Here is a 13,154-nt window from a genome sequence, read left to right on the forward strand (position 1 = left end):
TTCTTTTGTCGAAAATATCCAACAAGCACACTTTCTTTTGTGCATTTCGTCTATGACCGAGTCCTATTTTTGCGGGTTTTGCCCCAAAACAGGACTTAGGCCTATATTTTTTTCCTGCGAAAACTGGTAGAGATAGAATCAACAAAGCCGCAATCGGGAGAACTGCCGGAGAGGAGGGACTACACATGAAGCAGGTCATAAAGGAGGCGATGGGAGACTGCTCTACCATAGGGGAGTTTCGCTTTCTCCTTCGCTGTCAGGAGTGCGGCAGAACATGGCACAGCAGCCCCGTCCGCTTTTCCAAGGCCGGCACGGAGCCGGAGACAGAGGGGATGCGTGCGGTGTTCCGGACGCTCTACGAGCGGGAACGGGCGGCTGCACGGGAAAAGGCCGCGGCGGAAGCCTCAGAGATCTTCAGCCGGTGCCCTGTCTGCGGAAGGCTTGTGTGCGACCGCTGCTTCCTGATCTGCGAGGATCTGGATTTATGCACTGCCTGCGCCGGAAAGCTGAAGGTACGCGGCGACATTGTAGCCGGCAATGTCTCATCATCGCAGAAGACCCACCCAGAAACACCATACGACGATTCGACAGAAGGAGATGACTAAAATAAAGACGAACAAGAGAAAAACGGTCAGAAGATTCTTAGGGCAACACCGCACAATTAGAGCTGCGGCGCTTTGTGGAAATTTTGCACCCTGACTTTGTTGCGATTTCACGGTAATACATCAAGTATTACCGCAAAACCGCGCCTCGTCAGCACGCAAAATTGACTCACAAATCGCTCTTGTCCAATTATGCGGTATTGCCTTAGTTAGAAACAGATCATTAGGAAAGGACTGAGCTTATCCATGCAGGTAACGATGCGATCTCTCCCCACGACGCTCGCGGAATTTGAGGCCCTGCCCCGGCAGACGCCCGAGCAGGTCTGCGCATGCTTCCTGTGCGCATTGAACCTATACATAAAGGACAAGGACGCGGGTGTGGCCGCCATGGACATTCTGCGCGGACCGCGCCCCATGACGCCCTACGACACCCAATTCCTGCGGGACCGTCTGCGGGGCAAGGAGTATCTGCCTCTGGCCTACTTTGAGGGCGCAGCGCCGGAAAACAGCTATACCCCCGCGCAGCCCTATGTGCTGAACGTCCTGCCGGATCCCCGCCCCCAGGACATGGAGCCGGGCTATCTCCGGCTATTTCTCAGGACGGCAGGCGCGGATTCTCCCCGTCCCATCAAGCTGCGGCAGAAGCCCTCTACCGGGGAATGGTTTTTGTGGGAGTATTCCAGCCCCTTGAGCGGCATCCGCATCCCCGCCGCGCAGGACCCGTGGGCATGACGCGATGGGAAAGAGATGTTTGACGCTGGTGCTGGCGCTGCTGCTGGCACTCAGCCTGAGCGCCTGCGGCAGCCGGCCGGACCCCACCGATCCCACCTCCAGTGGGGGAGGCAGCAGCTCGCCGCCGATACCTGCGCCGCTTGACACCACTTATTGGACCGCCGTGCGGCACGAGTCCTACAACCCCTCCTTCGGCCGCACGGAGGTCAGCGCCATGCCCACTGAGAAATGGTGGGCGGACCTCTATCTCAATGAGGACGGAACCGCGCTGTTCCGGGAGGTGTTGGGCTTTGGCTACGCCTCCTACCTGATAAACGCCGAATGGTGGCTGGGGGCGGACAATGCCCTGCGGCTGACCGGAGAAGACCTTGACGGAAGCTTTATCTCCATGGACGGACGCAAGGAGAAGGATGGCTCCGTGATGCTGGAAACCCCTTACGGGAACCGCTTCTATTTTGAGCCGGCGGAACGGCCGGCTTCCGGCGGGGAGCTCTGTATGGCGGATCTGGAGGGAACCTGGCGGATGAGCGCCGGTGAAGTGGAGGGCGACGAGTTCAGCCCGGAGGAGATGCACATGGCCTCTTTGCTGGACATTGAGCGCTGGTGGTCCGACGATGAGGGCGGCTATACCCTGCATGCAGACTACCACAACGCCCGGCTTTTGGATACGGACGCTCCGGAATACGAGACAGAGAAGAACCTGCTGACGGAAAAGCTGGATGAGCCGCTGATGTACGGCCTTCCCAACGAGCTTTGGTCCGCTCGGCTCTACGCCGAAGACTCTGAGACGGAGTACTATGTCACCCTGACGGACCGGAACACCCTGTACCTCCGGCAATACTATGAGCTGGACAACGCGCCGGCAGCCCGCACCGCTATCTATACCCGCGAAGAGAGCCTCCTGCCGGAGACGCTGACGCTGGCCCTGGCGGACGAACCCGATAAGTCTCTGATGTTTTACTGGCGCGACCCGCCTGCGGAGGTGGCGCAGCCGCTTGCGGCGATCCCCATGACCGCGCTGGAGAAAGGCGGGCAGAACAAGCTGCTGCTGGTGGGACGCTGGTATGAGACGGATATCCAGTTCTGCACGGGCAGAGCCGAGCAGAATGAGGACGGCACACTGGGTGAGTGGATCACGGATACGGTACTGTATGAGGGAACGATCCGAATCAACGAACCCCAGTGGTTCTCTCTTACGATTCCGGAGGAAACGGCAAAGCTGTGTCTGTTCATGAAGCGGCCCTGGGACGAGAGCTGGTTTACCTGGCCCATTACGGATCAGGATCCGTTTTTTGTCAGCGGAGACACCTTCCTGACGGAGGCAGAATAGTGTCCCGCCGCCCTGACGGCGAAGCGGCAGTCATTGCAAGAAAACCATTTCAAACAAAACCAAACAGAAAAGGAGACAGGAACTATGGGACTCATTAAAGCGGCATTGGGCGCAGCCGGCGGCGTGCTGGCCGACCAGTGGAAAGAATACTTCTATTGCGAAGCCATCCCCTCGGATGTACTGGCGGTCAAGGGCAGGAAAAAGGTCACAGGCCGCTCCAGCAACACCAAGGGCGACGACAACATCATCACCAACGGCAGCGTGATCGCCATTGCGGACGGCCAGTGCATGCTCATCGTGGAGCAGGGCAAGGTGGTCGATGTGTGCGCAGAGCCCGGCGAATACACCTACGATATGTCCACCGAGCCGAGCATCTTCTCCGGTGATCTGGGCGATGGCGTCAAGGACGTGTTCGCCAACATCGGCAAGCGCTTCACCTTTGGCGGCGAAGCCCCCAAGGATCAGCGCATCTACTACTTCAACACCAAGGAGCTGACGGGCAACAAGTACGGCACGCCCAGTCCCGTTCCCTTCCGCGTGGTGGATCAGCGTGCGGGCATCGATCTCGACATCGGCATCCGCTGCTTCGGCGAGTACAGCATCCGCCTGAAAAACCCGCTGCTGTTCTACACCAACGTCTGCGGCAACGTCAGCGAGGACTATAAGACCGAGAATATCGCGGGCCAGATGAAAACTGAGCTGCTGACCGCGCTTCAGCCCGCGTTTGCAAAGATCAGCGAAATGGGGATCCGCTACTCCGCCCTGCCCGGCCATACCCTGGAGCTGGCGGACGCCCTCAATGAGCAGCTTTCCGGAAAGTGGCGGGATCTGCGCGGCATGGAGATCGTTTCCTTCGGCGTTTCCAGTGTGAAGGCCAACGAGGAAGACGAGCAGATGATCAAGGAGCTGCAGCGCAACGCGGCCTTCATGGATCCCACCCGCGCGGCGGCGCACCTTGTCGGCTCGCAGGGCGATGCGATGAAGGCGGCGGCCGCCAACACCGGCGCAGGCCCCGCCATGGCCTTTATGGGTATGGGTATGGCAGGTCAGGCGGGCGGCATGAACGCGCAGAACCTCTTCCAGATGGGTCAGCAGCAACAGATGCAGCAGCAACAGATGCAGATGCAGCAGCAGGCGGCGCAGCCCACTCCCGCTCCGGCCCCCGCCGTACAGGGCTGGACTTGCAGCTGCGGCCAGAGCGGCATCACCGGCAACTTCTGCCCCAACTGCGGCAGCAAGAAGCCTGAGCCCAAGCCCGCCGGCGATAGCTGGAAGTGCGCCTGCGGTGCCACCGCCACCGGCAAGTTCTGCCCCGAGTGCGGCAGTCCCAAGCCCGCCGTCGCGGACAACGGCTGGACGTGTGCCTGCGGCGCGGTGAACAAGGGCAAGTTCTGCTCTGAGTGCGGCGCGAAAAAGCCCGCCGGCGTCCCCCAGTATAAATGTGACAAGTGCGGTTGGGAGCCTGCCGACCCCAAGCATCCCCCCAAGTTCTGCCCCGAGTGCGGCGATCCCTTTGACGATGGGGACATCGTTGAATGAAACGCCGGATGATCTGGATCCTTCTGGCGGGGATACTCGTGGGTATAGCCCTTTCCGGGCTATATAAGCACTTTGTCACAGATCAGATTATGGACGGGGGCGACGGCATGGAAAATCCGGATGCCGCATTCCTGCTGGACGGCGACCACACCTATGTGGACAACGACGCACTCTGGCCCGTGCTGGAGGGAGCGTGGGAAAGCGCGGATGGCCGCTGGCAGGCGAGCATCGGCGAAGAGAGCGGCATCGTTCTCCGCGCGGACGGCGAAGCCGTCCTGACATCCCCACTGCATTTTACCTATCTCCGGCCGGGCAAGGTCGTCTGGACGGAGCTGGAAGTGGAGGAGCGCGAGCTTGTGACGCCGGACGGTGTCTCGCTTGGCGGGATCAGGGAATTTGGCTATGAGGCAGCGGACGGCGAGGGCAGCGGAACGCTGGAGCTGACGCTGGAACGGCCGGACGAGAGCGAAGAAACGGTGACATTCCAAAAAACACAGGAACAGGAGCAATAGATCATGGGCTTATTTGATAAGAAGTACTGCGACATCTGCGGCGAGAAGATTGGCCTTCTCGGGAACCGCAAGTTAGAGGACGGCAATCTCTGCAAGGACTGCGCGAAAAAGCTTTCGCCGTGGTTCAGCGACCGCCGCCGCTCCACGGTGGAGGACATCAAAGGGCAGCTTGCCTACCGCGAGGAAAACCGGGAAAGGGCGGCGCAGTTCCGCACCACCCGCTCATTCGGCGAGGATCGGAAGGTGCTGCTGGACGAGGATCACCGCTGGTTCACCGTCACCCGCGCGCGGGATCTGGCGGAGGCCAACCCCGATATTCTGGACTTTGACGCCATCACCGGCTGCCGAATGGACATCGATGAGAGCCGCACGGAGCTGACACACGAGGACGCAGACGGCAAGGACGTGAGCTACGTTCCGCCCCGCTACGAGTATTCCTACGACTTTTTCCTTGTCATCTCCGTCCGCCACCCCTACTTTGACGAGATGCGCTTTTCGCTCAACAGCAGCTCTGTGTACTATGAACCGCAGAAACTGCCGCAGCGCGCTCCGATGAGTCACGCGCCGATGGATCGCCCCTCGGGACGCCCCAAGACGATCAACGCGAGCCGTGTCGATCCGGAGGACTGTGCGGAGTACCGCAAGTACCGTCAGATGGGCGACGAGATCTGCCAAGCGCTCGAGCAGGCGCGCAGCGGCGGCAAGCAGCCTGCCGGTGCTGCACTGGAAGAGAACATCATCATGCACGAAGCTGTACAGGACATTCCCGCGGCAGGACCCTGGACGTGTCCCGCCTGCGGCGGCGCCAACACGGGCAAATTCTGCGAATACTGCGGATCCCCCCGGCCCTGATGAGGGGACGAACGGCGCGCCGCTCTCGGGCGGAACGCCGGAGAAAGCATAAATGAGACCCGCAAAAGCGAGAAAGAGAGGTACCCCTATGCAATACGAACTCAAAGGAGGCGCATTCCCCGTTGTAGTGTGCAGACTCAACAGCGGCGAGAGCATGATCACCGAAAAGGGATCCATGGTGTGGATGACGCCGAACATGGAGATGACCACCACCGGTGGCGGCGGCATCGGAAAGATGTTTTCCAAAGCCCTTACCGGCGAGAGCATGTTCCAGAACATTTACACGGCGCGGGGCGAAGGAATGATCACCTTCGGCTCGAGCTTCCCCGGCCAGATCCTTCCGTTGGAGGTCACGCCGGGAAAGAGCTTTATCCTGCAAAAGAGCGCGTTCCTTGCCTCGGAGGCGGGGGTGCAGCTATCGATGCACGTCAACCAAAAGCTGGGCGCGGGCTTTTTCGGCGGCGAAGGCTTCATCATGCAGAAGCTTACCGGCAACGGCATCGCCTTTGCAGAGGTGGACGGCGAACTGGTGGAATACACCCTCGCCCCCGGCGAGCAGATGGTGGTCGATACCGGCTATGTGATGGGCTTTGAATTGAGCGTATCCATGGACATTCAGCAGGTCAAGGGACTCAAAAACATGGTGCTTGGCGGCGAGGGACTGTTCAACACCGTTCTTACCGGCCCCGGCAAGATCTGGCTCCAGACCATGCCCATCTCCGGTGTGGCCGCGGCGATCCAGCCGTTTTTGACCTTTGGCAAGAAGTAAACCGAATACATGGGAGGAACCTGCAAGGGATCAACAATATATAAATACAAAAATTTTAGGAGGAAACGATTATGGCGAACCTGACCGGAAATTTGAAGGACTCTATGACCGCAACCTTCCCCCGCGAATTTGATATCCCCAACGCAATGACGATCCAGGAGATCTATGACAAGCTGAACGCCCGCGCTGCGGCGTTCCAGATGCCGTTTTCCGTCAAGGGCGGTATTCCCGGCGAGCGCGTCGTCTTTGAGAAGGAACCAAACCTTGATGTTATCATCTGGCTCCATGTCAAGAACGGCACGCACATCAAGATCACGCCGGTCACGCAGGACAGCAGCGCCACGATCAACGGCATCAACGTCGGCAAAAACAGCGTGATGCGCAAGGGCGTCAAGGGCGTTGCCAGCAGACCGCTGCTGCAGGGCCAGTATATCGACGGTGTGACCGACACCATCAAGAAGATCCTTGCCGACGAGACGGTTCCCGATTATGTGGCGCCTGCGGTGGCTCCCGGTGCGGATAAGCCCCTGAACTGGCTGACCCTCCTGCTGCTGTGCATCTTTGTTGGCGGCGCGGGCATCCACCGCTTCTATGCGGGCAAGATCGGCACGGGCATTCTCTACCTCTTCACCGGCGGCCTGTTCGGGATCGGCTGGCTCATTGACCTTGTCAAGATCGCCACCGGGAAATTCACGGATAAAAACGGCAACGTCGTTCAAAAGGCATAATGCCGCCGCCTGAAGCGCAGATCGCGGAACCACAGGATCGATGATAAGGAGTTTACTATGAAAAAGATCGTTTCTCTTGCACTGGCATTGGTGCTGGTGCTCTCCCTTACCGCCTGCGGCGGCAAGGACGGCGGGAAATCCGCTGACCCCAACCTCGGCAAATACATCGGCACAGAGTTCTCCAGCGACGGCGACAGCTGGTATTCCTTAGCTGACCTCTATGACGGCGAGTGCTATATCGAGCTCAAGAGCGACGGCAAGGGCGTGTTCTGTCTGGGCGGCGAGGCGACCGACATCAAGTGGTCGCTCGAAAGCGACGGCGCTTTGACGCTCAAGCGCGACGGTTTGGAAAGCAATGGCCTTTTACAGGACGGCTGCATCATGCTCGACGATCTCTGGGGCAACGAGGTTTACACCCTCTACGAGAAGGAAGATGCCGACTCCTCGCCGGAAAAGACCGGTGATACGCTGCTGGACTGGTGGAACGGCGACTGGTACGGCTGGTGGAAGATGACCGGCTGCTCGGGCTATTACGAGGACATGGAGGGCGACTGGTGGGATATCTGCGGCAATATTGACATCGGCGCAGATAAGACCGGCGTCGTCCGCCTCTGGGATGAGGACTACTCAAGAGACAGCCTCATGGCGAAGGTGAATGTCACCCTGAGCAGCGCCGGTACCGGCGAGCACGGCACGATGACCTCTGAGGACGGCCAGTTCACGGATATCGCTATCGAGCACGCGGACTGGATCGTTGACCCCGGCCTGGCGGATCGGGATGATCTCATCTGCATCGACGGCTACTACGAAAACGGCGACGATGAGTTCTACTACGAAATCTATCTGCGCCCGTGGGGAACCTACTGGGACGACGCGGATGAGGATTCTCGCCCCAAGTCCTACGACGACTGGTATCTGCCCCTCATCAAGGCGGGCAAGTCCATGCCGGACGCCATCGGCGCGGACGCCCCGGCAAGCAGCGGCGATACGAAGTCCACAGCGCCGAGCGGCAATTCAAATGCGCCCAGCGGTACCGGCCTTGTGAGCGAGGAAGCGGTGCAGAAGGGCTACGTGTGGATGAACGAGGTCAATAACAATATTTTTGACAGCACCTACGAAGACCTCGTCGATTACTTCGGCGTGGAGGGTGAGTTCGTCAAGGAAGAGTACAGCGACCACATGAAGAGGAACCAACGCTACTACAAGTGGGTCTCGAAGGACGATCCCAGCCACTACGTCTACGTCAACTTCGCCGAGGAGGAACCGGGCGTTTATAAGGTCAGCGCCTTCAACACCAGCGGCTTCTCCGGCAAGGAGGCGATTGAAAAGTATCTTGACACCGTGAAGGCTGAGGCGGCTGAGGTGAATAAGGCCGCCACCGCAAACACCAAGATGAAGGACTTCTCCGTAACCGTCACGCAGTTCGCGCACGATGATGTCGCGGTCAAGATCACGACGAAGATCCCTGAGTCCGGCTGGTCGTATGACGAGGGAAAGAAGTGCCTTGTGGAAAACGACGATCCCACAGCCTTCGGCGCGGGTGCCATCAGATTCGAGGTAAGAGCCAATGTGGAGGACTTCGACTACTACAAGGACAGCTTTGAAAACTATCAGGATATCGATGATCGCGTGATCGGCGGTATCACCTTCAAGGGCCGCACCTACAAGCGCATCGGCTACGACTGGATCGAGTACGTCGCGCAGATCGACGATGGGCGTGCGCTGTCCATCGGACTGACAGATATTGACTGCGTTCCGGGTACGATGCCCGACGTTATCCTCAGCGGCATGACGATCAAGTAAGGTCATCGGTATATTTTGCCTGACCACAGCGTATCAAACGGCGCCCGCCCGCAGCGCGGGCGGGCGCTTTCTTGTGAGAAAAAGAAAGAGGTGGAACCATCTATGCCAACACAGGTAACCAACTATCAATGCCCCGGCTGCACCGGTCCGCTGCACTTCGTAGGCGCTTCCGGTAAGCTGGAGTGCGAATACTGCGGTGCGAGTTACGACGTTGCGGAGATCGAGGCGCTCTACGCGGAGAAAGAAGAGAAGGCCGCGGCGGCGCAGCAGGCGGCTGAAGAAAAGGCCGCGGAGCAGAAGAAAGCGTCCGCCGACGGCGGCGATTGGGATACCTCCGGCTTCAGTGACGACTGGGGCGAGGAGGGCGCGCACATGAAAGCGTACAGCTGCCCCAGCTGCGGCGCGGAGCTCATCTGCGATGAGAGCACGGCGGCAACATCCTGCCCCTATTGCGGCAACCCCACGGTGGTGCCGGGGCAGTTTGCCGGTCAGCTGAAACCGGATTTCATTATCCCCTTCAAGTACAGCAAAGAGGACGCCGTCAAGGCGCTGAAAGAGCACTGCGCGGGAAAAATTTTCCTGCCCAAGAGTTTCACCAACGAAAACCATATTCAGAAAATTCAGGGCATTTATGTTCCGTTCTGGATGTTTGACGGCGAGGCGGAGGGCGATGCCCATTATCAGGCAACCCGCTCCCGCACCTACACCTCCGGGGATTATGAAATCACGGAGACAAGACATTTTGACGTTTACCGCGCCGGCAGAGTGACTTTTGAAAAGGTTCCGGTGGATGCGTCCAGTAAAATGCCGGATGACCACATGGATTCTATCGAACCCTATGACTACAAAAAGCTGAAACCCTTCTCCACGGCCTATCTTCCCGGGTATTTGGCGGATAAATTCGACGTCACCGTGGAGCAGAGCCGGGAGCGGGCGGATCAGCGCTGTCAGGGAACCTTGGACGCAGCGCTGCGGAGCAGCGTGAGAGGTTATGATACCTGCATTCAAACCGGCGGCAGCTCCAGTCTACAGCGCGGCAAGGTGCATTATGCCTTGATGCCGGTGTGGATGCTGAACACGAAGTGGCACGGCAAGGACTTTACCTTTGCCATGAACGGACAGACCGGAAAACTGGTGGGCGACCTTCCCATGAGTTGGGGACGGTTTTGGGGGCTGTTTGCCGCCATTGCCGCACCGCTGTCGATTTTGGGAACGATTGTCTCAGTGCTGATGCTGCGATAAGGAGGGGCGGACATGAACAAGAAATTCACAGCTTTGCTGATGGCGCTCCTGTTGGCGCTGACACTGTGTGTTCCTGCCATGGCGGTGTCGGAATACGGTGTGATTTATGACGAGACCGATTCCCTTGGCTCCGTGGAGCTGGATTACATGGGCGAGCATGCCCTGCCGGAGCTTTCGGAAAAATTGCAGATGGACCTGCGGATTGACGTATTTACCGATGAGGACGTATCCGCAGATACCGACGTCATGGACATTGCGGAATACGTCTATGAAAACAGCGGCTATGGTTGGGGCGAGAACCGGGACGGCGTTTCCCTGACGCTGCTGATGCGGGCGCAGCCGGACGGAACCTATGCACTGGCAGAAGACGATTGGAGCATTTATACCTTTTTGAGCCAGACCCGGGGCAGCGCGCAGGATTTGGCGGATACCGTATATGATGCGGTGGCACCTTACATGGCGGAGCGGGCATGGAACGGGGAAGACGTGACCATGAGCGGAACGGCACTGATTCAAGCCACCGATGCCATGATGAATGCCGTGACGGAGTATATCAACGCGAATTGCCCGCCCAGCGAGACGGAACCGGACCCGGAGCCGGCGGCAACGCCCACCACGGCGGTGCCAAATGTGCCCCGGACCTTGAAAAGCGAGAGCATGAGCTATGTGTTCGACCACAGCCACATGCTCACCGATACCCAGCGGGCGGAGCTGGAGGCACAGGCAAAGGAAATTTCCCTGCGCCATCATTGCGGCGTCTACGTTGCGTTTGTAGATGATTACACCGTGTACAGCGACGGCGGCGGTGTTTACAAAACCACGTATCAGCTCTACCACGGAGATCAACTGGGTGTGGGCGATGACCGGGACGGCATTATCATTCTGCTGAGCATGGCGGAGCGGGATTACGCCATGTTTGTTTACGGTACGTATGCGGAAACCGCCTTTAACAGCTACGGTCAGGAAAAATTGGAAAAGGCATTCCTGGGCAACTTCAAGGAAGATGACTGGTATGGCGGCGTTTCCAATTATCTGAGCACTTGCGACGAGTACTTGACCCGGGCTGACGCAGGAAAACCCGTGCGGGAAAGTCCGGCACTGCTGATTGCGATTGCCGTTGTAGCCTCCTGCCTCTTGTCCGGCGCGATTTGTCTGTTCTTAAAGCGCAGCATGAAAACCGTACATCAGAAAGTCGAGGCAAACGAGTATGTTGCACCGGGCGGCTTGCAGCTGAGCAAGCAGTATGACCGCTATACCCACACCACCGAGGTTCGCAGCAAGATTTCCAGCAGCGATGACAGCAGCAGCTCTGGTACCAGCAGCTGCAGCGGAGGCGGCGGCAGTGGCCGCAGCGGAAAGTTTTAAGAAGGAGGCGGACGATGAAGCATTTGTTCCTGCGCAGGTTCCTTCCGGCGCTTCTCTGCCTGGTATTTGCGCTGAGCCTGACTGCCTGCGGCGGAGGGACCGAGCCGCCCGAGACAGAAGGCGGCAGCGGCATGACAGGGGCGCTTTCCGGCGGCAAGGGCAATGTGTCTGAACCAAAGGGCGATCCAGAGAAAGCGGAGGCGGGACTTGTCCTGCTGCGGGCGTGTATGGCAGAGGATGACCAGTTGGCCGGCGCGGTGGCTTACCTTGGTCAGCGCGAGCCAAACGACAGATCGTCGATGACGGAGTGGCTGCTCGAAAACAGCGGTGATCTTGTTTCCGAGCTGCCGTTTCTGCTGGAGATCCCAGCGGAGCGCGTACTCGGCGGAGAGAGCGGCAAACTCTACTGCATCGTCCCCCGGGACGAGAGCACCAGTCTCGCTGTAAATCATGTGACCTGGGAGTCACAGGGCAACGGCGTGTGGCCGGTGGCGGACGAGGTTCTCTATCGGGAAGAATACGCGCAGCCTGTGCTGGTATTCGTGAATTATGAGGAGTGGCCAGATGAGCCGGACACGGAGGTCAACCTTGTGACCAACAACGGCCTGGAGGTGAAATGGTATCCGCTGACCGATGAGTCCGGCTGCCCCGTCGTGCCCACCGGTGTGAACTACGCCCCCATGCTGATGGATTTTGGAATTTTTGGCGCTATCACAGGTCTTGACTATCCCGAGGATTGGGAGCCGGCGGGCGACGACTGGTGGCTGCCGCCTACGGATATGGGTCTGGCAGACACCACCTGGGTCTGTGATGACTGGCTGATGAGCCTGCACTACGGCGACTGCGACCCTGACTATGCCGGGATCGCCGAGCTCTACCACCGCTTTGAAGACAATACAGAGCTGACACGGGTCTTTTCCGGCGTGTGGCGCATGGAGGATGACTGCCTGCGGCTGGATCTCTCCGCCGGCGTCGGCAGCTCCCTCAGCGGCAGTTTCCCGATCCTCATCTCCCCCTCCGGCGAGGAGATGCATTTCCAGCGTTCGCGCAGCGGCGAAGGGGTTCCCTTCCTGCCGGACGATACGGACTCCATTGATCTGACGCGGAGCTATGGCTGAGTCCCCTTTCATTTAGTCTGCTAAATCAATCTTATAGATGAATATGTAAGCCGCTGACATAATGTTGCAGCTCGATGCGCATACAGCGCAGCGGACGGATTTCACCCGAACGCTGCGCTGTATATTTTTCTTGGCTTGCTATCCGAGTGAGCCAGATCATATTCTCTAACCACTTCTGCTCTCTTCCGGATGCATCATGTGGTCATCATCGGAAACTGCAGAATTTTCATCGTGGTGGAACTGTCGAAGTACTGCTCTGGCTGCAGCCACAGCAATTTGTTGTTCAACTTTGCTGAAAGCAGACAGTTCCTGAAGAAACAACTCAGAATCTTCGGATAAACTCTGGTCAAAATTAAAGATATCGTTGGGGGCAATATCCAAAACACGAACCATTGCAAAAAGATTTTCAAATCGAGGATTGCCTCTGCCATTTTCGATTTCCAGAACTGTCCGCGTTTGAATCCCTACCTCTTCAGCAAGATGATCTTGTGTGATTCCTTTTCGCTTGCGTGCTGTACGAACAACCCTGCCCAGGTTAGCCTTCACTTCCTGCATTATAACT

The 13,154-nt window shown here is 58.3% G+C and carries 13 protein-coding genes; 12 read left to right on the top strand and 1 reads right to left on the bottom strand.

Features of this window, described 5'->3' with window-relative positions; all coding sequences use genetic code 11:
* Positions 1-185: 185 nt before the first annotated feature.
* The 12 genes from KQI82_RS05660 to KQI82_RS05715 all read left to right on the top strand — a co-directional run bounded on the left by KQI82_RS05660 (position 186) and on the right by KQI82_RS05715 (position 12,592).
* Complete coding sequence (locus KQI82_RS05660; RefSeq protein ID WP_216631896.1) at positions 186-605, top strand: hypothetical protein; 420 nt, start codon at positions 186-188, stop codon at positions 603-605.
* 243 nt (positions 606-848) lie between these two features.
* On the top strand, positions 849-1,334 hold the full coding sequence (locus KQI82_RS05665; RefSeq protein WP_216631897.1) for a DUF6935 domain-containing protein: 486 nt from the start codon (positions 849-851) through the stop codon (positions 1,332-1,334).
* A 4-nt stretch (positions 1,335-1,338) separates the two neighbouring features.
* Positions 1,339-2,664: a hypothetical protein gene (locus tag KQI82_RS05670; protein WP_216631898.1), complete on the top strand. Its 1,326-nt coding sequence runs from the start codon at positions 1,339-1,341 to the stop codon at positions 2,662-2,664.
* Positions 2,665-2,748: 84 nt separating this feature from the next.
* Entirely contained in the window at positions 2,749-4,203 is a 1,455-nt protein-coding gene (locus KQI82_RS05675) for an SPFH domain-containing protein (protein WP_216631899.1), read from the top strand.
* Positions 4,200-4,715 carry a hypothetical protein gene (locus KQI82_RS05680; protein ID WP_216631900.1) on the top strand — a complete coding sequence of 172 codons (516 nt, stop codon included), beginning with the start codon at positions 4,200-4,202 and terminating at the stop codon, positions 4,713-4,715. Before KQI82_RS05675 ends, KQI82_RS05680 begins: the two co-directional genes overlap by 4 nt.
* 3 nt (positions 4,716-4,718) lie before the next feature.
* Positions 4,719-5,567 carry a DUF4428 domain-containing protein gene (locus KQI82_RS05685; protein WP_216631901.1) on the top strand — a complete coding sequence of 283 codons (849 nt, stop codon included), beginning with the start codon at positions 4,719-4,721 and terminating at the stop codon, positions 5,565-5,567.
* An 88-nt stretch (positions 5,568-5,655) separates the two neighbouring features.
* Entirely contained in the window at positions 5,656-6,336 is a 681-nt protein-coding gene (locus tag KQI82_RS05690) for a TIGR00266 family protein (protein ID WP_216631902.1), read from the top strand.
* A 71-nt stretch (positions 6,337-6,407) separates the two neighbouring features.
* Positions 6,408-7,064 carry a TM2 domain-containing protein gene (locus KQI82_RS05695; protein WP_241426628.1) on the top strand — a complete coding sequence of 219 codons (657 nt, stop codon included), beginning with the start codon at positions 6,408-6,410 and terminating at the stop codon, positions 7,062-7,064.
* 57 nt (positions 7,065-7,121) lie between these two features.
* Positions 7,122-8,867, top strand: a complete 1,746-nt coding sequence (locus KQI82_RS05700; RefSeq protein WP_216631903.1) for a hypothetical protein — start codon at positions 7,122-7,124, stop codon at positions 8,865-8,867.
* 102 nt (positions 8,868-8,969) lie between these two features.
* Complete coding sequence (locus KQI82_RS05705; protein WP_216631904.1) at positions 8,970-10,109, top strand: Rpo12/RPC10 RNA polymerase subunit family protein; 1,140 nt, start codon at positions 8,970-8,972, stop codon at positions 10,107-10,109.
* Between the two features lie 12 nt (positions 10,110-10,121).
* The gene (locus tag KQI82_RS05710) at positions 10,122-11,474 is read left to right on the top strand and encodes a TPM domain-containing protein (protein WP_216631905.1); all 1,353 of its coding nucleotides are present in this window, start codon (positions 10,122-10,124) and stop codon (positions 11,472-11,474) included.
* Between the two features lie 14 nt (positions 11,475-11,488).
* Positions 11,489-12,592, top strand: a complete 1,104-nt coding sequence (locus KQI82_RS05715) for a hypothetical protein (RefSeq protein ID WP_216631906.1) — start codon at positions 11,489-11,491, stop codon at positions 12,590-12,592.
* A 165-nt stretch (positions 12,593-12,757) separates the two neighbouring features.
* Here the strand turns inward: KQI82_RS05715 and KQI82_RS05720 are convergent, their stop codons facing one another.
* Positions 12,758-13,147 (bottom strand): helix-turn-helix transcriptional regulator, encoded by a 390-nt coding sequence (locus KQI82_RS05720; RefSeq protein WP_216522307.1) that lies wholly within the window; start codon positions 13,145-13,147, stop codon positions 12,758-12,760.
* Between the last annotated feature and the right edge of the window lie 7 nt (positions 13,148-13,154).

The sequence above is a fragment of the Dysosmobacter acutus genome (genome assembly GCF_018919205.1).
In the GTDB taxonomy this organism is placed as follows: Bacteria; Bacillota; Clostridia; order Oscillospirales; family Oscillospiraceae; genus Oscillibacter; species Oscillibacter acutus.

Coding starts and splice junctions, on each gene's coding strand:
- KQI82_RS05660 (WP_216631896.1), top strand. CDS start 186: ATGAAGCAGGTCATAAAGGAGGCGATGGGAGACTGCTCTACCATAGGG.
- KQI82_RS05665 (WP_216631897.1), top strand. CDS start 849: ATGCAGGTAACGATGCGATCTCTCCCCACGACGCTCGCGGAATTTGAG.
- KQI82_RS05670 (WP_216631898.1), top strand. CDS start 1,339: ATGGGAAAGAGATGTTTGACGCTGGTGCTGGCGCTGCTGCTGGCACTC.
- KQI82_RS05675 (WP_216631899.1), top strand. CDS start 2,749: ATGGGACTCATTAAAGCGGCATTGGGCGCAGCCGGCGGCGTGCTGGCC.
- KQI82_RS05680 (WP_216631900.1), top strand. CDS start 4,200: ATGAAACGCCGGATGATCTGGATCCTTCTGGCGGGGATACTCGTGGGT.
- KQI82_RS05685 (WP_216631901.1), top strand. CDS start 4,719: ATGGGCTTATTTGATAAGAAGTACTGCGACATCTGCGGCGAGAAGATT.
- KQI82_RS05690 (WP_216631902.1), top strand. CDS start 5,656: ATGCAATACGAACTCAAAGGAGGCGCATTCCCCGTTGTAGTGTGCAGA.
- KQI82_RS05695 (WP_241426628.1), top strand. CDS start 6,408: ATGGCGAACCTGACCGGAAATTTGAAGGACTCTATGACCGCAACCTTC.
- KQI82_RS05700 (WP_216631903.1), top strand. CDS start 7,122: ATGAAAAAGATCGTTTCTCTTGCACTGGCATTGGTGCTGGTGCTCTCC.
- KQI82_RS05705 (WP_216631904.1), top strand. CDS start 8,970: ATGCCAACACAGGTAACCAACTATCAATGCCCCGGCTGCACCGGTCCG.
- KQI82_RS05710 (WP_216631905.1), top strand. CDS start 10,122: ATGAACAAGAAATTCACAGCTTTGCTGATGGCGCTCCTGTTGGCGCTG.
- KQI82_RS05715 (WP_216631906.1), top strand. CDS start 11,489: ATGAAGCATTTGTTCCTGCGCAGGTTCCTTCCGGCGCTTCTCTGCCTG.
- KQI82_RS05720 (WP_216522307.1), bottom strand. CDS start 13,147: ATGCAGGAAGTGAAGGCTAACCTGGGCAGGGTTGTTCGTACAGCACGC.